We start from the raw sequence: 22632 nt of genomic DNA on the forward strand, positions 1-22632 counted from the left end.
GACGACGAGGGAGGACTCTGGTGACCCAGGACAGCTTCGGGGCGAAGGGCGAGCTCGAGGTCGGTGACCGGCGGTACACGATCTTCCGGCTCGCCGGGATCGAGGGCGCGGCCGACCTGCCGTTCAGCCTGAAGGTGCTGCTCGAGAACCTGCTGCGCACCGAGGACGGCGCGAACATCACCGCCGACCACGTGCGCGCGCTCGCCGGGTGGGACCCGTCGGCCGAGCCCGACACCGAGATCCAGTTCACGCCGGCCCGCGTGCTCATGCAGGACTTCACCGGCGTGCCCTGCATCGTCGACCTCGCCACGATGCGCGAGGCCGTCAAGGAGCTCGGCGGCGACCCCAACCGGATCAACCCGCTGGCGCCGGCCGAGATGGTCATCGACCACTCGGTGATCATCGACGTCTTCGGCCGCGCCGACGCCTTCGAGCGCAACGTCGAGATCGAGTACCAGCGCAACGGCGAGCGCTACCAGTTCCTGCGCTGGGGGCAGACGGCCTTCGACGACTTCAAGGTCGTCCCGCCGGGCACCGGCATCGTGCACCAGGTGAACATCGAGCACCTCGCGCGCACCGTCATGACCCGCGAGGTCGACGGCGAGCTGCGGGCCTACCCCGACACCTGCGTCGGCACCGACAGCCACACCACGATGGTGAACGGCATCGGCGTGCTGGGCTGGGGCGTCGGCGGCATCGAGGCCGAGGCGGCCATGCTCGGCCAGCCGGTGTCGATGCTCATCCCGCGCGTGGTCGGCTTCAAGCTGACCGGCGAGATCCCGGCCGGCGCCACCGCGACCGACGTGGTGCTCACCATCACCGAGCAGCTGCGCCGGCACGGCGTGGTCGGCAAGTTCGTCGAGTTCCACGGCGAGGGCGTCGGGGCGGTGCCGCTCGCCAACCGCGCCACCATCGGCAACATGAGCCCGGAGTTCGGCTCCACCTGCGCGATCTTCCCGATCGACGACGTGACCATCGACTACCTGCGGCTCACCGGCCGCAGCGACGAGCAGGTGGCCCTGGTCGAGGCGTACGCCAAGGAGCAGGGGCTGTGGCACGACCCCAGCCGCGAGCTGCGCTACAGCGAGCACCTCGAGCTCGACCTGTCGACGGTCGTGCCGAGCATCGCCGGCCCGAAGCGCCCTCAGGACCGCGTGCTGCTGTCGGCGGCCAAGGCCGGTTTCCGCGAGGCGCTCGGCGCGTACGTGACCCACGACGTCGAGCGCGACGGCATCGTGTCGGCCGCCGACGAGGGCTCCGCCGAGTCGTTCCCGGCGAGCGATCCGCCGGCCGTCGGCGCCTCCGACGCCGGGTCCGACGACCCGGCCCCGGCCGAGCCGGCCGCCACCCCGGACGTCGCGGGTCCGCTCTCGCAGCCGGTCACCGTCTCGCTCGGCGGCTCCGACGTCGAGCTCGACCACGGCGCCGTCGCCATCGCCTCGATCACCAGCTGCACGAACACCTCGAACCCCTCGGTGATGGTCGGCGCCGGACTGCTGGCCAAGAAGGCCGTCGAGGCCGGGCTCACCCGCAAGCCGTGGGTGAAGACCTCGCTCGCCCCCGGCAGCAAGGTCGTCACCGGCTACCTCGACGCGGCCGGCCTCACGCCGTACCTCGACGAGCTGGGCTACAACCTCGTCGGCTACGGCTGCACGACCTGCATCGGCAACTCGGGCCCGATCATCGACGAGGTGTCGGCCGCGGTGAACGAGCACGACCTGGCCGTGGTGTCGGTGCTGTCGGGCAACCGCAACTTCGAGGGGCGCATCAACCCCGACGTGAAGATGAACTACCTCGCCTCACCGCCGCTGGTCATCGCCTACGCGCTCGCCGGCACGATGGACTTCGACTTCGAGACCGACGCGCTCGGCCAGGACCAGCAGGGGCGCGACGTCTTCCTGAAGGACGTCTGGCCCTCGCCGGCCGAGGTCGACCAGGTGGTGGCGAGCTCGCTGAACCGCGAGATGTTCACCCGCGACTACGCCGACGTCTTCGCCGGCGACGAGCGCTGGCAGGGGCTGCCGACGCCCACCGGCGACACCTTCGAGTGGGACGGCGGGTCGACGTACGTGCGCAAGCCGCCGTACTTCGACGGCATGCAGGCCGAGCCCTCGCCGGTCACCGACATCACCGGCGCGCGGGTGCTGGCGCTGCTCGGCGACTCGGTGACCACCGACCACATCAGCCCGGCGGGGTCGATCAAGGCCGACAGCCCGGCCGGCCGCTACCTGGCCGAGCACGGTGTGGAGCGCCGCGACTTCAACAGCTACGGCAGCCGCCGCGGCAACCACGAGGTGATGATCCGCGGCACCTTCGCCAACATCCGGCTGCGCAACCTGCTGCTCGACGGCGTCGAGGGCGGCTTCACCCGCAACCACCTCACCGGCGAGCAGACGTCCATCTACGACGCGGCGCAGGCGTACGCCGAGGCGCAGGTCCCCCTGGTGATCCTGGCCGGCAAGGAGTACGGGTCGGGCTCGAGCCGCGACTGGGCGGCAAAGGGCACGGCGCTGCTCGGCGTCCGGGCCGTGATCACCGAGTCCTACGAGCGCATCCACCGCTCGAACCTCATCGGCATGGGCGTGCTGCCGCTGCAGTTCCCGGACGGCGAGAGCGCCACCTCGCTGGGGCTCGACGGCACCGAGACGTTCGACGTGCTGGGCGTCGAGGCGCTGAACGAGGGCAGCGTGCCGCGCACCGTGCGCGTCGTGGCCCGTCGCGAGGGGGCCGCGGACGTCGAGTTCGACGCCCGGGTGCGCATCGACACGCCGGGGGAGGCGGACTACTACCGCAACGGCGGCATCCTGCAGTTCGTGCTGCGCTCGCTGGTGGCCTGACCCGCCCCACCGCCCCACCGCACCGTCGTCCGCCGTCAGCCCGCCCGGGACCCGTCCCGGGCGGGCTGACCTGCGCAAACCGGGCAACGCGCGCGAACGGGCCGCTCTTGCTGAGCCACACAAGTGAACGTGATCCACCCGTGACCATTTGTTGTGCCGAACTGCTGGACGATTGGCCAGAGCGGCACATACGTTGTCGCTCACAACAATTTCGTTGACGTTGCGGGCAGGTGAACGACGCCCGCAGCACCGAGGCCTCGAGGAGGCGGTCTGTGGTGGGACGCAAGCGCTACGTGGCGCTGGCTGGTGTCGTGGGCGTGACGCTCGCGCTCACCGCCTGCGGTGGCAGTGACAGCAGCAGCGGCGGTAGCGGCAGCGGTGGCGGTTCGACCGCTGCCAAGGGCAAGGTCGGCGTGATCCTGCCCGACACGAAGTCGTCGGCTCGGTGGGAGTCCGCGGACCGCCCCCAGCTGGAGAAGGCCTTCAAGGAGGCGGGCATCGACGCCGTCATCCAGAACGCCGAGGGTGACGCGTCGCGCATGCAGACGATCGCCGACCAGATGCTGACCCAGGGCGTCACCGTCCTGGCGATCGTGAACCTGGACAGCGACAGCGGCAAGGCGATCGAGGACAAGGCCAAGGCGCAGGGCGTCAAGACGATCGACTACGACCGTCTGACCCTCGGCGGCAGCGCCGACTACTACATCTCGTTCGACAACACCAAGGTCGGCGAGCTGCAGGGCACGGGTCTCGCGACCTGCCTCGGCGACAAGGACGCGAACATCGTGTTCCTGAACGGCGCCCCCACCGACAACAACGCGACGCTGTTCGCGGCCGGTGCGCACAAGGTGCTCGACGCCAAGTCGAACTACAAGAAGGTGGCCGAGCAGGCCGTGCCGAAGTGGGACAACCAGCAGGCCGCCACGATCTTCGAGGGCATGTACACGAAGAACAAGGGCAACATCCAGGGCGTGCTGGCCGCCAACGACGGTCTCGGCAACGCCGCGATCTCGATCCTGCGCAAGAACGGTCAGGCCGGCAAGGTCCCCGTCACCGGCCAGGACGCGACCGCCCAGGGCCTGCAGAACATCCTGGACGGCTCGCAGTGCATGACCGTCTACAAGCCCGCCACCGCCGAGGTCGGCGCGCTGGTCGAGCTGGCCACCGGTCTGGTCAAGGGCCAGCCCGCCAAGGCCACCGGCACCACCCGTGACGAGACGGGCAAGCGCGACGTCCCGTCGGTGCTGCTCGACCCGGTCGCGATCACGAAGGACAACGTCAAGACGCCGATCGACGACGGCGCCGTGGCGTCGGCGGACGTCTGCACGGGCAAGTACGCCGCCCTGTGCAAGACGGCCGGCATCTCCTGATCCGGTCCTGACCGTCGACCAACGGGCGGGCGTCCTGGGAGCCGAGAGGCTCCCGGGGCGTCCGCCCCGGCCGCGTGACGAGCACGTCGCGCGGCACCCCGACGGGCGCAGCCAGACCAGTCGACCCGGATCACCAGAGAGCGCGAGGAGCACGTCATGGCAGAACCCCTGCTCGAGCTGCGGGGCATCAACAAGAGCTTCGGCGCCGTGCACGTGCTGCACGACGTCGACCTGAAGATCTACCCCGGTCAGGTCACCGCGCTCGTGGGCGACAACGGCGCCGGCAAGTCGACGCTCGTCAAGACCATCGCGGGCATCTACCCCTTCGACACCGGCACCTACCGGTTCGAGGGCAAGCAGGTGCTCGTGCACGGCCCGAAGGACGCCGCCGACCTCGGCATCGAGATCGTGTACCAGGACCTCGCGCTGTGCGACAACCTCGACATCGTCGAGAACATGTTCCTCGGCCGCGAGCGGCACAACGGCATCCTCCTCGACGAGGTCGCCATGGAGGAGCAGGCCCGCGAGACCCTCGCGTCGCTGAGCGTCCGCACCGTGAAGTCGGTGCGCCAGCAGGTCGCCAGCCTCTCCGGCGGCCAGCGCCAGACCGTCGCCATCGCGAAGTCGGTGCTCTGGAACTCCAAGGTCGTGCTGCTCGACGAGCCCACAGCGGCCCTCGGTGTCGCGCAGACCCGCCAGGTGCTCGACCTCGTGCGCCGGCTGGCCGACCGCGGCCTCGGCGTGCTGCTCATCTCGCACAACATGGTCGACGTGTTCGAGGTCGCCGACCGCATCACCGCCCTCTACCTCGGTCGCGTGGCCGCCGACGTGCCGGCGTCCGAGGTCGACAACCGCCGGGTGGTCGAGCTCATCACCGCGGGTCGCTCCGGCGACCTCGGGATCGCTCCCGCCACCGCCGCCGAGTCGGCCTGAGACAGAGAGACCTGAGATGTCCACCTCCCCGGGCGACCCGTCCCGACTCGACAAGCCCTCCGCCGCGACGGTCGCCGGTGGCGGCGCGAACGCCACCACCTCGCTGGCCGGCACCGACTTCAGCGGTGACGTCAAGGCCACCACGCTGAGCGGCGCCTGGCGCGACTACCTCGACCGCGTCAAGGGCGGTGACACCGGCGCGCTGCCGGCCGTCGCCGGCCTCGTCGTGCTCGGCATCGTCTTCTTCATCCTGCAGCCCGACGTGTTCCTGTCGGTCGCGAACATCGCGAACCTGCTGGTGCAGGCCGGTTCCATCTGCGTGCTCGGCATGGCGCTCGTGCCGGTGCTGCTGCTCGGCGACATCGACCTGTCGGCCGGTGTCGCGGGCGGCGCGGCCGCCGGCGTCATGGCCATCCTGGTGAACAAGGGCCTGGCCTGGCCGATCGGCATCCTGGGTGCCGTCGGCACCGGCGTGCTCATCGGTCTGTGCATCGGCCTGCTCGTGGCCCGCCTCGGCATCCCGAGCTTCGTCGTGACCCTGGCCTTCTTCATCGGCCTGCAGGGCGTCACGCTGCGTCTCATCGGCGAGGGCGGCACCGTGCCGGTGCGCAACGAGACCCTCGTCGGCATCGCCAACAGCGCGCTGCCGGTGACCGCCGGCTGGATCGTGGCGATCGTCGTCGCCCTGCTCTTCGCCGGGCTGACGTTCAACCGCTACCGCCAGCAGGTCGCCAAGAACCTGCAGCACCCGCCGCTCGCGCTGGTCATCATGCGCATCGTCGGCGTGGCGATCATCCTGCTCGGCATCGCCGCGATCCTGAACTCCAACCGCTCGCGCGTGCCGAACTTCTTCGTCGGCGGCATCCCCTACACGGTGCCGATCGTCGGGCTGCTGCTCGTGGTCTGGACGTTCGTGTTCAGCCGCACCCGCTACGGCCGGCACGTCTACGCCGTCGGCGGCAACCGCGAGGCCGCGCGCCGCGCCGGCATCCGCATCACCGGCATCCGCATCTCGGTGTTCGTGATCGCCTCGAGCATGGCGGCCATCGCCGGCATCCTCGACGCCTCGCGCCTGAACTCGGTGACGCCGGACGCCGGTGGCGGCAACACGCTGCTGTACGCCGTCGGTGCGGCCGTCATCGGTGGCACCAGCCTCTTCGGCGGCCGGGGCAAGATGCGCGACGCGATCATCGGTGGTCTGGTCATCGCCGTCATCAACAACGGCCTGTCGCTGATGAACCTCTCGTCGTACATCAACTTCTGGGTCACCGGCCTGGTCCTGCTGCTCGCTGCCGCCGTCGACGCGATCTCGCGCCGCCGCCGGAACGCCTCGGGCATCTGACCATGGCCCGGGGCAGGCCGGGCGCCGGGACGACGCAGGCAGGGGTGCGGCGGCACAACCTCGCCACCCTGCTGTCGCACCTGCACCACGACGGCCGGCTGTCACGGGCCGAGCTCACCGAGCGCATGCAGCTCAACCGCAGCACCATCGCGGGGCTGGTCGGCGAGCTCGTCGAGCTCGGCGCCGTGCACGAGACCGCTCCCGAGGGGGAGCGGAGCAGCGCGGGGCGCCCGTCGCTCGACGTCGGGCTCAGCTCCGACGCGGTCTTCGTGCTCGCCGCCCAGGTCGGGGTCGACGCCGTGCGCGTCGCCCGCGTCGGCCTGGGCGGCGAGGTGCTGGCCCTCACCTCGGGCCGCACCCCGCCGTCCGGCTCGCCGGCGGCGGTCGCCTCGACCCTGGTGCGGCTGCTGCGCCAGCTCGTGGCCGACGCACCGGCGGACGGCGTGCTGCTCGGCATCGCGGTGGGCGTGCCCGGCGTGGTGCGCGAGCTCGACGGCCTGGTGCGCTTCGCGCCGAACATGGGCTGGCGCGACGTGCCGCTCGCGACGCTGCTGCGGCAGCGCCTCGGGTCGGCGTCGCTGCCGCTGCTGGTCGCCAACGACGCCGACCTCGGTGCGCTCGCCGAGCACACCCGCGGGGCGGCCGTCGGTCACACCGACCTGGTCTTCCTCGCCGGCGACGTCGGCGTCGGCGGCGGCGTCATCGTGAACGGCCAGCCGCTGCACGGCACCGGCGGGTACGCCGGCGAGCTGGGGCACCTCGTGGTGAACCCGCGCGGGCGGGTCTGCCGCTGCGGCAGCCGCGGCTGCTGGGAGACCGAGATCGGCTCCTCGGCGGTGGCGCGGGCGCTCAAGGTCGACAGCGGCGTCGAGGTCGACCTCGCCGAGCGGCTGGCCGAGGTGTCGCGCCCGTCCGCCGGGCTGCGCACCGTCGGACGGTACCTCGGCCTCGGTCTGGCCAGCATCGTGAACGTGCTGAACCCCGAGGTGGTCGTGCTGGGCGGCATGCTGCGCTCGCTCTACCCGGTGGTGCGCGACGAGGCCGACGCCGTGCTGGAGACGTCGGCCCTCACCGCACCGTTCGAGCAGGTGCGCGTCGTGGTGCCGGCCCTCGGCGGCGACGCCGTGCTCGTGGGCGCGGCCGAGAAGGCGTTCGAGGCCGTGCTCGGCGACCCCGCGGGCGTGCTGGCGACGGCCTGCCGCGACGCCCGCGCCGCGCTGGGCACCGCGCCCCGCCGCCGTGCCGCGGTGGCGACCGACACCAAGGTGCCGGTTCAGGCCAAGGCGAGCGTTCCGGCGTAGACCTCGGCCAGCACGTCGGTGGCGGCGCCGAGCGCCGCCGCCTGCAGCCCGAGCGTGCTCGGCTCGACCCGGCAGGCGGGCTCGCCGGACGCCGTGGCGCCACCGGGGCGGGTCGAGGCGCGGCGTCCGAGCACCTCGCGCACGGTCGGCAGCAGCAGCGGGCCGAGCGGCACGAAGTAGCCGCCGAGCACCACGATCGACGGGTCGAGCGCGCCGACCAGCGGCAGCAGCCCGGCGGCCAGGTCACCGGCCAGGCCGGCGACCGCGTCACGGGCCCGGTCGTCGCGTGCCGCCAGCTCGGCCAGCGCGGCCCCGGCGGTGGTCGGGTCGGTGCCGTGGGTGACCGGTGCGCCGGCAGCGGCCTGCACGGCGTGCAGGCCGATCGAGGCCTCCCAGCAGCCGCGGCGTCCGCACACGCACTCGCGGGTCGAGCGGCCGAACGGCACGTGACCCACCTCGCCGGCGAACCCGTGCCGGCCGCGGCGCACCTCGCCGTCGACGAGCAGCCCCGCGCCGATGCCGACGGTGCCGGTCAGGTAGAGCGCGTCGCCGACCCCGCGGGCGACGCCGCGCACGTGCTCGGCCAGGGCCGCGCAGTTCGCGTCGTTGTCGACCCGCACGGGACAGCCGCCGAGCGCGTCGTCCTGGCCGGTCACCGCGGCGACGACGTCGACGTCGTGCCAGCCGAGGTTGGGGGCGTCGACGACGACGCCGGCCTCGCGGTCGACCAGGGCCGGCACGGCGACGGCGACGCCGAGCACCCGGTGCCCGCCGCCGACCAGCTCGGCGTGCGTCTCGCGCACCAGCGCCGCCAGGTCGTGCGGGGTCGACGGCGCGCTGCTCGCCGGCCGCTGCCGGGCCAGCACCGTGCGGCCCGACAGGTCGAGCGCGGTCACCGCGAGGTGGTCGACGTTCACCTCGAGCCCGAGGCCCACCGTGGTGGCGCCGTCGAGCCGCACCGGGCGTCCCGGTCGGCCCGTGCGACCGCCGGCCCGGGCCGCGGACGCCGGCTCGGCGACGTCCTCGGTCACCGCGCCGACGCCCTGCAGGGACTGCACGATCGTGCCGACCGTGGCCTTCGACAGCCCGGTGCGGCCGGCCAGCTCGGCCCGGCTGCCCGGGCCCTCGTCGCGCAGCGAGCGCAGCAGCAGCGCCGTGTTCTGGCGTCGCAGCCGCTCGGTGGCGACGGGACCCTGGACGAGCCGGGCCGGCTGGGCTGGGTCGAGCACGGTCAGCCGCGCACCCCGTACAGGTGCTCGAGCGCGAGCTGGTCGAGGTGCTCGAACGCCATGCCGCGGGCGCCGAGCGCGTCGAGGGTGGCCAGGTCGGGCGCGGCCTCGGCCTGCAGCTGCTGCCAGGTCTCGCCCTCGTTCAGGGTCGGCACCGACAGCTCGGGCACGCGGGCGGCCTCGAGCGCCTCCTGCACCTCGGGGTCGGCGCGGAACGCCTGCACCTTCTCGCGCAGGATGAGGTAGTTGCGCATGCAGGCCGCGGCCGACACCCACACGCCGGCGTCGTCGTCGGTGCGGGCCGGCTTGTAGTCGAAGTGCACCGGGCCGTCGTACCCGCCGGCGAGCAGCACGTCGACCACCCAGAAGGCGCCGCGCACGTTGCCCGCACCGAAGCGCAGGTCCTGGTCGAACTTCGGGCCGTGCTGGCCGTTGAGGTCGATGTGGTAGAGCTTGCCCTGCCACAACGCCTGCGCGAAACCGGCTGCGGCAGAGAGGTTCGCCATCTCCTCGTGACCGATCTCCGGGTTCACGCCGTACAGCTCGGGGCGCTCGAGGGTCTCGATGAACGCCAGCGCGTGGCCGACGGTCGGCAGCAGGATGTCGCCGCGGGGCTCGTTCGGCTTGGGCTCGATCGCGAAGCGCAGGTCGTAGCCGTTGTCGACGACGTACTGGCCCAGCAGGTCGAAGCCCTCCTTGTAGCGGTCGAGCGCGGCCGGCACGTTCTTCGAGCCACCGGTCTCGGAGCCCTCGCGACCGCCCCAGGCGACGAACACCTTGGCGCCGAGCTCGGCGGCGAGGTCGAGGTTGCGCATGACCTTCTGCAGCGCGAAGCGGCGCACGGCGCGGTCGTTCGAGGTGAACCCGCCGTCCTTGAAGACCGGGTGCGAGAACAGGTTCGTGGTCACCGTGGTGGTGACGAGGCCGGTGTCGGTCAGGCCCTGCTTGAAGCGGTCGAGGATCTTCGTGCGCTCGGCGTCGTCGCTGCCGAAGGGCACCAGGTCGTCGTCGTGGAAGTTCACGCCGTACGCGCCGAGCTCGGCCAGCTTCTCGAGCCCGCGCACCGGGTCGAGGGGGGCGCGGGTCGGCTCGCCGAACGGGTCGCGGCCGCTGTAGCCGATGGTCCACATGCCGAAGGAGAACTTGTCCTCGGGCTTGGGGGTGGGGATCTGCACAGGTGCTCCAGAGTGGTTGTGAGAGAGCGGTTCCGGACGGATGTCGTGCGGGTCGGTCGGGTCGATCGGTTCAGGCGAGGCTGCGGTGCCAGTCCTCGGTGCGGTCGCGCAGCCCGGCGTACTGCTCCCGGACGTGCGGGGTGGGCTCCGCCTCGAACGTGCGGACGTCGGGCAGCGCCCAGTGCGGGGGCTCGGCGGTGCCGGCGGCGGCCCAGGCGGCCTGCCGGGCGGCGCCGAGCGCGACGTACTCGGCCTCGCCGGGCACGTGCACCGACTGCCCGAGCACCGCCGGGGCGAGGGCGCGGACGGCGGCGTTGCGCGCGCCGCCGCCGACCATCACGATCCGCCGCACCGGCTGGCCGGTGGCGGCGACGAGGTGGTCCAGCGCGTCGGCGAGCGAGCAGAGCAGGCCCTCGACGGCGGCGCGGGCGATCTCGGCGGGGCCGGTCGAGGTGGTGATGCCGTGCAGGGTGCCGGCGGCGTCCGGGCGGTTGGGGGTGCGCTCGCCGTCGAGGTAGGGGAGCAGCACGACCCCGCCCGCGCCGGGTGCGGCCTGCATCGCGAGCCGGGCCAGGCCCTCGTGGTCGACGCCGAGGATGCGGGCGGCGGTGTCGAGCACCCGGGCGGCGTTCAGCGTGCAGGCCAGCGGCAGGTAGGCGCCGGTCGCGTCGGCGAAGCCGGTGACCAGGCCGGTGGGGTCGGCGGTCGGACCGGTGGCGACGGTCGACGCGACGCCCGACGTGCCGATCGACAGCGCGACGTCACCGGCCTGCAGGCCGAGGCCGAGCGCGGCGGCCATGTTGTCGCCGGTGCCGGCGCCGATGCGCGGGGCCGACCCGGCCGAGCGGGCGTCGGCGGCCAGCACGGCCTCGCCCACGACCTCGTCGGGACGGGCGACGCGGGGCAGCCGCACCGGGTGCCCGAGGGCGTTCTCGGCGAGCTCGGGCAGCCAGCGGTCCTCGGCCGGCGAGAAGTACCCGGTGCCGGAGGCGTCGCCGCGGTCGGTGGTGGCCTCGTCGGGGCGGCCGGCGAGGTGCCAGGTCAGGTAGTCGTGGGGGAGCAGCACCTGCTTCACGAAGGGCGCGAGGTCGGGCTCGTGGTCGCGCACCCAGCGCAGCTTGGTGGAGGTGAAGCTGGCGACGAGCACCGAGCCGACGGCCTCGGCGCAGGCCTTCGGGCCACCGAGCTCCTCGACGAGGGCCTCGGCCTGCCGGGCGGAGCGGGTGTCGTTCCAGAGCAGCGCCGGGCGCACCGGCTCGCCGTCCGCACCGAGGGCCACGAGGCCGTGCTGCTGGCCGCCGACCGCGACGGCGGTGGCGCGGGGGAGCAGCTCGGAGGTGGTCGCGGCCAGCGCGTCGAGCCAGGCGCGCGGGTCGACCTCGGTGCCCTCGGGGTGACGCGCCGAGCGCTGGTCGACGACGGTGCCGTCGCGGGCGTCGACCAGCAGCGCCTTCGTCGACTGGGTGGAGGAGTCGATGCCCAGCACCAGGGGTGCGTCCGAGCGGTCCACGGTGGTCATCGGTGTGCCTCCAGGCGGTCGTCCACGCTGACGTCACCGATCTTCGTACGAGTCCTGAACGAAGTCAACCGGGAGGGCGGTCGATTCACCCGGGAGGCAGACTGGTGGGGTGAGCGACGGGCGGGTGCCACCGGGCTGGCCGCGGGACGTGCGACCCGCCGGCACCGAGGGCTTCGAGCGGACGGCGGTCGGCTGGCTGCTCGACCAGTGCCCGCACGAGTACCGCGCCCACCCCGGCCTCGCGCAGCCGGTGGCGCTGGCCTGGCTGGCCGAGCGGCACGTGCTCGCGCAGGGGCAGGCCAACGCCGCGGCCCGCGGGGCGGCGCGGGCCGAGCTGGGCGAGCACCTCGACGCGCGCGACGTGCAGCGCGTGCTCGACGCGCTCGACCACGAGCACGCCAGGCTGCTGGCGGCGCACCGCGGCGTCCGGCTCGTCGGCGACGCGCTGCGCGGCCTGCGGTACGTGCCGCGGCTGTAGCGCGGTGCGCAGATCCTGTGCAGACGGCAACTTGTTGCGCTTCGAAGGGTGCATCCGGCAGGTGCCGCACCTACACTCGCAGACGTGCTCGAGACCATCGGCGGCCCTCGCGACCTGCGCGCGCTGCGCCCGGATCAGCTGCCGGCGCTCGCCGACGAGATCCGCCAGCTGCTCATCACCACCGTGTCGCGCACCGGGGGCCACCTCGGGCCGAACCTGGGTGTGGTCGAGCTCACCATCGCCCTGCACCGCGTGTTCGACTCGCCGCGCGACACGCTCGTGTTCGACACCGGGCACCAGTCCTACGTGCACAAGCTGCTCACCGGCCGCCACGACTTCAGCAGCCTGCGGCAGGCCGGCGGCCTCTCCGGCTACCCCAGCCGCGCCGAGAGCCCGCACGACGTCGTCGAGAACTCGCACGCGTCGACCTCGCTGTCGTGGGGCGAGGGCGTCGCCAAGGCCTACCGGCTGCGCGCCGAGCAGCGGCACGTCGTCGCGGTCATCGGCGACGGCGCGCTCACCGGCGGCATGGCCTGGGAGGCGCTGAACAACATCGCCGCCGACAAGTCGCTGCCGCTGGTGATCGTGGTGAACGACAACGAGCGCTCCTACAGCCCGACCACCGGCGGCCTCGCCGACCACCTGGCGACGCTGCGCACCACCAGCGGCTACGAGCGCTTCCTCTCGTGGGGCAAGCGGTCGCTGAGCCGCACGCCCGTCGTCGGCGGCCCGGTCTACGACACGTTGCACGGTGTCAAGAAGGGCCTGAAGGACATCGTCGCGCCGCAGGGCATGTTCGAGGACCTCGGGCTGAAGTACCTCGGCCCGGTCGACGGGCACGACGTCGAGGCGGTCGAGCACGCGCTGGTGCGGGCCAAGGAGTTCGGCGGCCCGGTGCTGGTGCACGTCATCACCCAGAAGGGCCGCGGCCACGTGCCCGCCGTGAGCGACGTGGCCGACCACTTCCACGCCGTCCGGCCCGGCACCGACCCCACCACCGGCGCACCGTCGCCGTCCGGGCGGCAGAGCTGGACCAGCGTGTTCTCCGACGAGATGGTGCGCGTCGCCCACGAGCGGCCGGACGTCGTGGCCACCACCGCGGCGATGATGATCCCGGTGGGCCTCGACCGGTTCGCAGCGGCCTACCCCGAGCGGGTGTTCGACGTCGGCATCGCCGAGCAGCACGCGGCCACGAGCGCGGCCGGCCTGGCCTTCGGCGGGCTCCACCCCGTGGTCGCCGTCTACGCGACCTTCCTCAACCGCGCCTTCGACCAGGTGCTCATGGACTGCGCGCTGCACCGTGCCGGCGTCACGTTCGTGCTCGACCGCGCCGGGGTGACGGGCACCGACGGCGCCAGCCACAACGGCATGTGGGACATGTCGGTGCTGCAGGTCGTGCCCGGCCTGCGGATCGCCGCCCCGCGCGACGCCACCACCCTGCGCGCCGAGCTGCGCGAGGCCCTCGCCGTCGACGACGCGCCCACCGTCGTCCGGTTCCCGAGCGGCGCGGTGCCCGACGACCTGCCCCCGGTGCGCACCGTCGGCGGTGTCGACGTCCTGCACGAGCCGGACGACGCCGACGTGCTGCTCGTCGCGGTCGGCGCCATGGCCGGCACGGCGCTGGAGGCCGCCCGGCTGCTCGTCGCCCACGGCATGACCGCGACCGTCGTCGACCCCCGCTGGGTGCTGCCCGTCGCCCCCGCCCTCGTCGGCCTCGCCTCGTCGGCGAAGCTCGTCGTGACGCTCGAGGACAACAGCCGCGTCGGTGGCGTGGGGTCGCGCCTCGCCCAGGCCCTGCGCGACGCCGGGTCGACCGTGCCGCTGGTCGACCTCGGCATCCCGCCGCGCTTCCTCGACCACGGCACCCGCGCCGAGGTGCTCGCCTCGCTCGAGCTCGACGCCCAGGGCGTCACCCGCCGAGTCGTCGAGGAGCTCGCCCGGCGCCAGCCCGCCCTCGAGGACGCCCCCGTCGGCGACGACCGGCGCAGCTGACCCCCGCTCGACCCGCGACGGGTGCGTGCGAGCCACGTGAAGTCGGCTGACGCGCCGTTCGAGGGGCCTGCACGCCGTACGAAGGGTGCCGCAGCCTCGGGGAGTGGCCGCCGCCGCACGATCGTGGCAACGGCCTTCGCCGGAGCGGTGCTGGTCGCCCCGATGCGCGCCCCGTGAGACGGCGTCGGTCGAGCGGGTGAGCGCCGGCAGCCGTCGCCCTCGGCGGGGCGGCAGGGCGGCGGGGCGGCGGGGCGGCGGGGCGGGGCGGCGGGGCGGCAGGCGAGTGCGGCTAGCGCCAGCGGACGTCGCGCTCGGTGGCGGTGAGGTCGATGGGGGCGGCAGGGTCGGCCAGCGCGGCGCGGACCAGGTCGACGACGCGCTCGCGGCGGGGGGCCAGGCCGACCTCGTCGACCGTCACGAGCAGCGGACGGCCGATGCCGCGCTGCTCGGGCTCGGTCGCGGTGGCCGCGGCGCCCACGTAGGCGGGGTCGATGCGGCTGAGGTCGAACCACGCGCGGGTGCGCATCGGGGCGGCGACGGCCCGCATGCCGGTGCCGTCCGAGCCCGCGAGGTGCGCGCGCAGGGAGGGGGAGGCGAGCAGGGTCAGCGCGTCGCAGCCACCGACCGGCGAGACGACCCGGCCGTCGTCGCGCACCAGGCGGTCGCGGGTGACGCGGCCCATCGCCTCGACGCGCTGCCGCAGGAACGGCCACCACGGAGCGGCGTCGACGCCCGCCCAGGCGAGCGCGGTCGTGGGCAGCGGCACCGCGGTCTGGGTGCCGGCCAGCCGCTCGGCGGGGGACAGGTGCACGGCCGCCGAGAAGGGGTCGGGCCGCAGGCCGATGCCGAGGTCGAGCGCGCCACCGAGCAGCTGCTCGCGCACCCAGTCGCGGCCCGGGTGCAGCGCGTGCCCCGCCGGGAGGGCGAGCGGCACCGCCAGCTCGCGCACCCGCTCGCGGTCACGGCCCAGCAGGGCCACCGCACGCAGCCAGTCGCGCAGCCGCAGGCGGCCGGTCGGCTCCTCGGGGTCGGCGCCGATCAGCGCGTCGTGCAGGCACGACCACGGCACGGGGGTCCACGTCGAGCGTGCGTCGTCCCACGACGCACCGACCCGGACGCCGGCCGCGTCGGGCTCGAGCGGGACGTCGTCGAGGACGCTGACCGCGAGGACGCCGCGGCGCAGCGCCGTGTCGCCTGAGCGGTGCCTGCCTGCCATGTGCTGCAACCTAGCCCGCCCTGAGAGCGGCGGCGACGCGCCAGGCGGCTCTGCGGCACCTGACGTCCCGAGGTCCATGCGATCGGTGGAGGGTCGTCGCGCAGCGCAGCCGTCGGTGACTCGACGATGACGATCGCGTCACGGCCTCGCCGAACGCCTCCACCCCGGCCGCCGACCCGCCGATGCTGCCCTCCGTGAGCCTCCTCGACCGGCCGGCCGACGCGACCGACCCTGAGCGACCGGCAGGTCCGGCGCGTCCTGCGGCCGACTCGGACGACCCGGCGCTCGCGCCCGGCCCGCTGCCTGCCGCCCGGGCGCCCGAGGCCGCGGACGACGACGAGCCTGCCGCTCGGGGTCGCGTCGAGCTGCGCCCGTGGCGCTGGCGGCTGCGCACCCGGGTGCTCGCGGTCGCGGGCGCGCTGGTGGCGCTGCTGCTGGTGAACACGGTCGTCGAGGTGGCGGGCGCGGGCGACGACGGCAGCGGCCTGCCGCCCGGCGCGCGCGACGCCGCGGTGCAGCGGCTGCTCGACGTGCGGGCCCGGGCGGTGCTGACGCACGACGAGGCGGCCTGGATGTCGGTGGTCGGCACGGACGACGCGTCGTTCGTCGAGCGCCAGCGAGCGCAGTTCCGCGGGCTCGACCGCCTGCCGTTCCAGACGTTCGCGTACCGGGCGCTGCCCGGCCGGTCGTACACGGTGCCCGGCACCACCCGCAGGTGGGGGCCGACGGCGACGGTGGCGGCGGTCGTCGCGACCCACCGGCTGCGTGGCTACGACGAGGGCGACGTCGCGGAGGCCGTCGCGCTGACGATCGCCCGGGTCGACGGCGGGTGGCGGCTGCTCAGCGACACCGACGCGGACGCCTTCCTGCCCCCGGGCGGGCACTCGGCGCCCTGGGACCTCGGCGAGGTGCAGGTCGCCACCGGGCGGCACTCGCTGGTCGTGGGCGACGCCGGCGACGACGAGGCGCTGCCGGCACTCGCCCGCCGCGCCGACCAGGCCGTGGAGGCCGTCGAGCGGGTCTGGCCCGCCGGGCCCTCGACCTGGCCCGGCCGGGTCGTCGTCTACGCCGCGCACGACTCGCAGACCATGGAGCGGATGCTGCGCGGCACCGACCTCGGCGGCGCGCAGCCGCTGGCCATCGCCTACCCGGTGCTCGACGGCTTCACCTGGTTCGACACCCCGACGCTGGCGCCGGCCGAGGTGGGGTCGCGGATCGCCGTCGACGCCGCGGGCGCCGACGTCGACCCGTCGACCCTGCGGCACGAGATCACCCACGTCGCGACGCAGCGACAGCAGCTGCCGGGCACACCGACCTGGATGGTCGAGGGGATCGCGGAGTACACGGCGCTGCGGCCCTCGTCGGTGCAGACGCTGCTGGAGGACGAGGACGTCCCCGACCCCGAGCTGTACGAGTCGATCGGGGAGGGGGACTTCGCGCTGCACCTGCCGGCGTCGGTGAGCTTCTACACCGGCGACCAGGGCACCGTGGTGGGCCACTACTCCGACGCGCTGATCGCCTGCACGTACGTGCGGGAGCGCTGGGGCGAGGCGACGCTGCTGCGACTGCACGCCGAGCTGTCGAAGAGCGTCGACGCGCTGGACGAGCCCGCCGTGCAGTCGCGCGTGCTGCGCGACGTGCTCGGCGTCACGCCGCAGCGCTTCCAGGAGGATGCCGGGCGAGCACTCGACGACGCGCTCTTCGGTTAGCTCACCCGGCGGGCAGCACCTCGAGCTCGGCGACGCCGATGCCGGCGGTGCCGTAGCCGGACGTCGCGACGACCCGCACCCAGCGGGCGGTCGTCGGGGGCAGCAGCACGACGTGCGGTCCCTCGGTGTTCGGCAGCGTGGTGGCGGCGAGCGTCGTCCAGGTGGTGCTGTCGGGGGAGGACTGCACCTGCACCGCGGCCGGTCCCGAGCCGGCGCGCGACCAGACGCTCACCGTGTCGAACGCGCGCGGTGCACCGAGGTCGACGCGCAGCCGCTGCGGGCCGGTCGCGGTCGGCTTCGCCGCCGACGCCCAGGCGGTCGACGTCACGCCGTCGACCGCGTTCGCGGCCGCCGACCCGGCGGCCGTCGTGGTGCCGGCCACCGGTGCGCGGTGCGCGAGGTTCGTGCGCGGCCGGTAGCGGTCGTGTACCGAGAACTCCTGGATGCTCGTCGACGTCGTCCCGGTGGCCCCCAGCACCGTGAGCCGCGCGTAGCGCAGCCCGACCGTGCCCGCGGGGAAGGCGTCCGAGCGCGACCCGGTGGCGGTGTTCGTGCTGCGGTCGAGCGCGAGGGTCCACTGGACGCCGTCGACGGACGTCTCGACGCGGTACCGGTAGGCGCGGTCGGCCGTCGGCACGAGCGTGACGTTGCTGGCCCGGTGGCCGGCACCCAGGTCGACGGTCAGCGTCTGCGGGAAGCCGCTCGCCGTCCACCGGGTCGTGACGTCGCCGTCGACCGCACGGGAGGCCTCGGCGCCGGTCTGCTGGGCGCTCGCGGTGACCGGCCGGCCGGTCGACTCGGCGCTCGCGAGCCGCGCCACGGCGCTGCCCGCGAGCAGGAACGAGCCGACGCAGAACGGCGGCGAGTCGGCCGTCACGGTGCCCGGGGAGGTCGCGGTGGCGGGCGTGCGCGGGGCGGTCGCCGTGTACAGCGTGCCGTCGGGCCGGTCGCCCTCGAGCTGGCAGCCGGTGACGAACCCGGACGGCTGCTCGGCGATCGTCGACAGGCCCTTCCAGGCGCGGGCGATCACCGGCACGTACGTCGCGCGGTCGAGCAGGCCGGCCTCGACGCCGTAGCCGAGCGCGTAGGTGATGAGCGCGGTGCCCGACGTCTCGGGCTGCGGGTAGAGCGGGGTGTCGAGCAGGCTGCGCCGCCACATGCCGTCGGCGCCCTGCAGGGTGCGCAGCCGTCCGGCCATGGCGACCAGCACGTCGCGGTACTTCGCGCCGCGGGCGTCACCCGGGGGCAGGGTCTGCAGCACGTCGGCCATCGCGGCGATCGCCCAGCCGTTGCCGCGCGACCAGAACACCTTCTTGCCGTTGGCGTCCGGTGCCCCGATGAAGCGGCAGTCGCGGTACCAGAGCGCCTCGGCGTCGTCGTAGAGCCCGCCCGTCTTGGTCCTGCACGTGGTCAGCGCGGGATTGAGCCCGACGTCGCGCGACCAGGTGAACAGCTGGTCCATCTTGTCGAGGTAGGCGGTGTCGCCGCGCCGCGTCGCCCAGCGCGTCCAGTCCGGCAGCCCCATGAAGAGCGCGTCGGACCACCAGTACTGCGTCTGCGGGAGGCCGGTGAGGTCGGCCTGCATCCGCGCGTCCATCGGCGCCAGGTTCGCTGCGCTGCTCACCCGCGAGACGTCGTAGTAGGTCTGCCCGGCCTTCACCGTGTCGGGGTTCGTCTCGTTCGTGCCGGGCTGCCAGCCGGTGGCCGTGCCCCAGGCGACGAGGTCGTCGAGGTACCGCTGGTCGCCGGAGGTGCGGTACAGCTCGTGCACGCCGTCGAAGTACGTGCCCCACGACCAGCCGGCCGGCTTGGTGGGCGACTGCGACGCGGTGCCCCGGTAGGAGTCGGCGGCGCGCTGCAGGGCCGTCACGACGTCGGAGTGCCGGGGCACGTCGACCGTCTCGGTGACCACGGACGCCGCGCCGGCCGACGCGGGCGTCACGAGCCCCGCGAGCAGGCAGGCGGCGGCGAGCAGGGCGGTGCGGGCGAGGCGTCGGCGCACGGGTTCCTCCGATCGGGTGACCCGACGCTACTGCGCCGGGCCACCCGCTCGCAGGCCCTTGTGGACGACGGGCGCTACGCCCCGACGTCGGCGACGTCGGCGACGTCAGCGACCCCACGCGGGTGGAAGCGTCGCCCGGTGGCGGCTTCGGCGGCACCGGTGCGGTCGAGCAGCGGCGTGAGGCCGCCGTTCCAGAACGCGAAGCCGGCCCCGGTGATCATCGCCAGGTCGAGGTCCGCGGCCGCCACGACGACCCCCTCGTCGAGCATCAGCCGCGCCTCCTCGGCGAGGGCCGACAGCACCCGCTCGCGCACCTGTTCCGGCTCGAGCACCACCGGCTCGGCCGGCTGCTCGAGCATCGCCTCGACGTCGGGGTCGAGGCGCGGGCGGCCGCCGTCCTGCAGGTAGAAGCCGCGCTTGCCGGCCTCGACGACCCGGCGCAGCAGCGGCGACACGTGGAACCGGTCGGGGAAGGCGGCGGCGAGCGTCTCGCTGTTGTGCAGCGCGATCGCCGGTCCCACCAGACCGAGCAGCACGAACGGCGGCATCGGTGCGAGGCCGGCGAAGGCGCCGTCGACCACCTGCAGGGGCGTGCCCTCGTCGACGACGCGGCCGACCTCGCCCATGAACCGGCCGAGCAGCCGGTTCACGACGAACGACGGCGAGTCCTGCACGCCGACGCAGGTCTTGCGCAGTGCCTTGCCGGTCGCGTACGCCGTGGCGAGCGTGGCGTCGTCGGTCTGCTCGCCGCGCACGATCTCGACGAGCGGCATCACCGCCACCGGGTTGAAGAAGTGGATCCCGATGACCCGCTCGGGGTGCTGCAGCCCCGACGCCATCGCGGTGATCGACAGCGACGAGGTGTTGGTGGCGAGCACGCACTCCGGCGACACGACGGCCTCGACCTCCGCCAGCACCTGCTGCTTGACCGACAGCTCCTCGAACACCGCCTCGACCACGAGGTCGGCGTCGGCGAACCCGTCCTTCGACGTCGAGCCGGTGACCAGCGACCGGTACCGGGCGGCCCTGTCGGCGCTCAGCCGCCGCTTCTCGACGAGCTGCTGCAGCTCGGCGTGCACCCAGCCGACGCCCTGGTCGACACGGGTCTGGTCGAGGTCGGTGATCAGCACGGGCACCTCGAGCCGGCGCACCAGCAGCAGCGCGAGCTGGCTGGCCATCAGACCGGCGCCGACGACGCCCACCGCCGTGACCCGGCGCGCGAGGTCGCGGTCGGGTGCGCCCGCGGGGCGCTTGGCGCGACGCTGCACGAGGTCGAACGCGTAGACGCCGGCGCGGAACTCGTCGCTGACGATCAGGTCGGCGAGCGCGTCGTCCTCGCGGGCGAAGCCGGTGTCGCGGTCGTCGGTGCGGGCAGCCCGCAGCAGCTCGATCGCCCGGTACGGCGCGAGCGCGGCCCGCCCGGTGCGCTGGTCGGCCTCGCGGCGGACGGCGGTGAGCGCGGTCTCCCACGCCTGCTCGTCGCGGTCGACGTCGGTGCGCTCGACGACCTGCTCGCCGCGCAGCACGGCACCGGCCCAGGCCAGCGACCGCGCGAGGAAGTCGGCCGGCTCGAACAGCGCGTCGGCCAGGCCGAGCCGCGACGCCTGCACCCCGTTGATCATCCGGTTCTGGTTCAGCGGGTTCTGCAGCACGAGCTGCGCGGCCCGCTCGACCCCGACGAGGTTCGGCAGCAGGTGGGTGCCGCCCCAGCCGGGCACCAGCCCGAGGAACACCTCGGGCAGCGCGACCGCCGGCACGCCGGAGCTGATGGTGCGGTAGGTGCAGTGCAGCGCGATCTCGACGCCACCGCCCATCGCCGCACCGTTGACGAAGGCGAACGACGGCGCCGGCAGCTCGGCGAACCGGCGCAGCTGCTCGTGCCCGAAGCGCGCGATGGTCAGCGCCTGGTCGCGCGAGCCCAGGCCGCCGACGTCCTTCAGGTCGGCGCCCACGGCGAACACGAACGGCTTGCCGGTGAGCCCGACCGCGACGATCTCGCCCGCCTCGGCGCGCGCCTGCACGCCGTCGAGCGCCCGCTGCAGCCCGAGCAGACCCGAGGGCCCGAACGTCGTGGGCTTCGTGTGGTCGAAGCCGTTGTCCATGGTGATCAGCGCCATGGTGCCGGGGCCGCCGGGCAGCGCGACGTCGCGCACGTGCCAGCTGGTGACGCGCTCGTCGGGAGACGCGGCGGCGAGCTCGCGGACCCGGTCGGTGAGGCCGGTGAGGGTGCCGGTGTCGGTGCTCATGCGGCCACCTCCGTGCCGTAGTCGGCGTGCTGCGGGTTCTCCCAGACCACGGCGCCGCCCATGCCGATGCCGATGCACATCGCCGTCAGGCCGTAGCGCACCTCGGGGTGCTCGGCGAACTGCCGGGCCAGCTGCGTCATGAGGCGGACGCCGGACGACGCGAGCGGGTGGCCGGTGGCGATCGCGCCGCCGTACTGGTTCACGCGCGGGTCGTCGTCGGCGATGCCGAAGTGGTCGAGGAACGCGAGCACCTGCACGGCGAAGGCCTCGTTCAGCTCGAACAGCCCGATGTCGTCGATGCGCAGCCCGGTCTGCCGCAGCACCTTCTCGGTGGCCGGCACCGGGCCGTAGCCCATGACCTCGGGCTCGACGCCGGCGAACGAGTAGCCCACGAGTCGCATCTTCGCCGTCAGACCGAGCTCCTCGGCGGCGTCGGCCGAGGTGAGCAGGCAGGCGGTGGCGCCGTCGTTCAGCCCGGCGCTGTTGCCGGCGGTCACCTTGCCGTGTGGGCGGAACGGCGTCTTGAGGGTGGCGAGGTGCTCGACGGTGGTGCCCGGGCGGGGCGGCTCGTCGACGGTGGCCAGGCCCCAGCCGAGCTCGTCGTGCCGGGTCGCCACCGGCACGAGGTCGGGCTGGATCCGGTGTGCCGCATACGCTTCGGCGAGCTTGCGCTGGCTGCCGGCGGCGAACGCGTCGGAGCGCTCCTTGGTGATCTCGGGGTAGCGGTCGTGCAGGTTCTCGGCGGTCGAGCCCATGACGAGCGCGCTGGGGTCGACGAGCCGCTCGGCGACGATGCGCGGGTTGGGGTCGACGCCCTCGCCCATCGGGTGGTGCCCCATGTGCTCGACGCCGCCCGCGATCACCACGTCGTACGCGCCGAAGGCGATGCCGGACGCCGTGGTGGTGACCGCCGTCATCGCGCCCGCGCACATGCGGTCGATCGCGAAGCCCGGCACCGTCTTCGGCAGGCCCGACAGCAGCGCGGCGAGCCGGCCGATGGTCAGGCCCTGGTCGCCGATCTGGGTGGTGGCGGCGATCGCGACGTCGTCGACGCGCTCGGGCGGCAGCTGCGGGTTGCGGCGGACCAGCTCGCGGATGCAGCTGACCACCAGGTCGTCGGCGCGGGTCTGCGCGTAGACGCCCTTCTCGCCGGCCTTGCCGAACGGCGTGCGGACGCCGTCGACGAAGACGACGTCGCGGAGCGTGCGGGGCACGGGTCCTCCTGGCAGTGGGGGAGCAGCGCCCGGGCGACGCCGCCGGCGCCATGCTACTCACCGGTAACC

15 protein-coding genes are annotated in these 22632 nt (G+C 74.0%); 8 read left to right on the plus strand and 7 right to left on the minus strand.

Annotation, left to right across the window (positions count from 1 at the left end; all coding sequences use genetic code 11):
* Positions 1 to 17 precede the first annotated feature (17 nt).
* The 5 genes from ACYVI6_RS03475 (at position 18) to ACYVI6_RS03495 (ending at position 7783) form a co-directional block, all read left to right on the plus strand.
* Positions 18 to 2837, plus strand: coding sequence for an aconitate hydratase (locus ACYVI6_RS03475; protein WP_460445083.1), 2820 nt, complete (start codon positions 18 to 20; stop codon positions 2835 to 2837).
* Positions 2838 to 3112: 275 nt separating this feature from the next.
* Entirely contained in the window at positions 3113 to 4207 is a 1095-nt protein-coding gene (locus ACYVI6_RS03480) for a sugar ABC transporter substrate-binding protein (RefSeq protein WP_460445084.1), read from the plus strand.
* 156 nt (positions 4208 to 4363) lie between these two features.
* Positions 4364 to 5140, plus strand: coding sequence for an ATP-binding cassette domain-containing protein (locus ACYVI6_RS03485; protein ID WP_460445039.1), 777 nt, complete (start codon positions 4364 to 4366; stop codon positions 5138 to 5140).
* Positions 5141 to 5156: 16 nt separating this feature from the next.
* A complete protein-coding gene (locus ACYVI6_RS03490) occupies positions 5157 to 6482 on the plus strand; it encodes a sugar ABC transporter permease (RefSeq protein ID WP_460445040.1) in 1326 nt (441 codons plus the stop codon).
* A 2-nt stretch (positions 6483 to 6484) separates the two neighbouring features.
* Positions 6485 to 7783 (plus strand): ROK family protein, encoded by a 1299-nt coding sequence (locus ACYVI6_RS03495; RefSeq protein ID WP_460445041.1) that lies wholly within the window; start codon positions 6485 to 6487, stop codon positions 7781 to 7783.
* Here the strand turns inward: ACYVI6_RS03495 and ACYVI6_RS03500 are convergent.
* The 3 genes from ACYVI6_RS03500 to xylB form a co-directional block, all read right to left on the minus strand.
* Positions 7756 to 9012 carry an ROK family protein gene (locus tag ACYVI6_RS03500; RefSeq protein ID WP_460445042.1) on the minus strand — a complete coding sequence of 419 codons (1257 nt, stop codon included), beginning with the start codon at positions 9010 to 9012 and terminating at the stop codon, positions 7756 to 7758. The two genes, ACYVI6_RS03495 and ACYVI6_RS03500, sit on opposite strands and share 28 nt — an antisense overlap.
* 2 nt (positions 9013 to 9014) lie before the next feature.
* Entirely contained in the window at positions 9015 to 10142 is a 1128-nt protein-coding gene (xylA, locus tag ACYVI6_RS03505; RefSeq protein WP_460445085.1) for a xylose isomerase, read from the minus strand.
* A 115-nt stretch (positions 10143 to 10257) separates the two neighbouring features.
* Positions 10258 to 11706: a xylulokinase gene (gene xylB, locus ACYVI6_RS03510; protein WP_460445043.1), complete on the minus strand. Its 1449-nt coding sequence runs from the start codon at positions 11704 to 11706 to the stop codon at positions 10258 to 10260.
* Positions 11707 to 11815: 109 nt separating this feature from the next.
* On the opposite strand from xylB, the gene ACYVI6_RS03515 reads away from it, so the two are divergent.
* Positions 11816 to 12184 (plus strand): hypothetical protein, encoded by a 369-nt coding sequence (locus ACYVI6_RS03515; RefSeq protein WP_460445044.1) that lies wholly within the window; start codon positions 11816 to 11818, stop codon positions 12182 to 12184.
* A gap of 84 nt (positions 12185 to 12268) precedes the next feature.
* The gene (gene dxs, locus ACYVI6_RS03520) at positions 12269 to 14176 is read left to right on the plus strand and encodes a 1-deoxy-D-xylulose-5-phosphate synthase (protein ID WP_460445045.1); all 1908 of its coding nucleotides are present in this window, start codon (positions 12269 to 12271) and stop codon (positions 14174 to 14176) included.
* A gap of 289 nt (positions 14177 to 14465) precedes the next feature.
* Here the strand turns inward: dxs and ACYVI6_RS03525 are convergent, their stop codons facing one another.
* Positions 14466 to 15392 (minus strand): hypothetical protein, encoded by a 927-nt coding sequence (locus ACYVI6_RS03525; protein WP_460445046.1) that lies wholly within the window; start codon positions 15390 to 15392, stop codon positions 14466 to 14468.
* A gap of 194 nt (positions 15393 to 15586) precedes the next feature.
* Here ACYVI6_RS03525 and ACYVI6_RS03530 point away from each other — a divergent pair, with 194 nt between their 5' ends.
* Positions 15587 to 17101 (plus strand): hypothetical protein, encoded by a 1515-nt coding sequence (locus ACYVI6_RS03530; RefSeq protein WP_460445047.1) that lies wholly within the window; start codon positions 15587 to 15589, stop codon positions 17099 to 17101.
* Between the two features lies 1 nt (position 17102).
* On the opposite strand, the gene ACYVI6_RS03535 is transcribed toward ACYVI6_RS03530, so the two are convergent.
* The 3 genes from ACYVI6_RS03535 to ACYVI6_RS03545 form a co-directional block, all read right to left on the minus strand.
* Positions 17103 to 19103 (minus strand): glycoside hydrolase family 88 protein, encoded by a 2001-nt coding sequence (locus ACYVI6_RS03535; RefSeq protein ID WP_460445048.1) that lies wholly within the window; start codon positions 19101 to 19103, stop codon positions 17103 to 17105.
* Between the two features lie 74 nt (positions 19104 to 19177).
* The gene (locus ACYVI6_RS03540; protein WP_460445049.1) at positions 19178 to 21349 is read right to left on the minus strand and encodes a 3-hydroxyacyl-CoA dehydrogenase NAD-binding domain-containing protein; all 2172 of its coding nucleotides are present in this window, start codon (positions 21347 to 21349) and stop codon (positions 19178 to 19180) included.
* On the minus strand, positions 21346 to 22563 hold the full coding sequence (locus tag ACYVI6_RS03545; RefSeq protein WP_460445050.1) for a thiolase family protein: 1218 nt from the start codon (positions 22561 to 22563) through the stop codon (positions 21346 to 21348). Before ACYVI6_RS03545 ends, ACYVI6_RS03540 begins: the two co-directional genes overlap by 4 nt.
* Positions 22564 to 22632: the final 69 nt, after the last annotated feature.

The organism is Angustibacter aerolatus, assembly GCF_054776675.1.

Coding starts and splice junctions, on each gene's coding strand:
- ACYVI6_RS03485 (WP_460445039.1), top strand. CDS start 4,364: ATGGCAGAACCCCTGCTCGAGCTGCGGGGCATCAACAAGAGCTTCGGC.
- ACYVI6_RS03490 (WP_460445040.1), top strand. CDS start 5,157: ATGTCCACCTCCCCGGGCGACCCGTCCCGACTCGACAAGCCCTCCGCC.
- ACYVI6_RS03495 (WP_460445041.1), top strand. CDS start 6,485: ATGGCCCGGGGCAGGCCGGGCGCCGGGACGACGCAGGCAGGGGTGCGG.
- xylA (WP_460445085.1), bottom strand. CDS start 10,142: ATGTGGACCATCGGCTACAGCGGCCGCGACCCGTTCGGCGAGCCGACC.
- xylB (WP_460445043.1), bottom strand. CDS start 11,706: ATGACCACCGTGGACCGCTCGGACGCACCCCTGGTGCTGGGCATCGAC.
- ACYVI6_RS03525 (WP_460445046.1), bottom strand. CDS start 15,392: ATGGCAGGCAGGCACCGCTCAGGCGACACGGCGCTGCGCCGCGGCGTC.
- ACYVI6_RS03540 (WP_460445049.1), bottom strand. CDS start 21,349: ATGAGCACCGACACCGGCACCCTCACCGGCCTCACCGACCGGGTCCGC.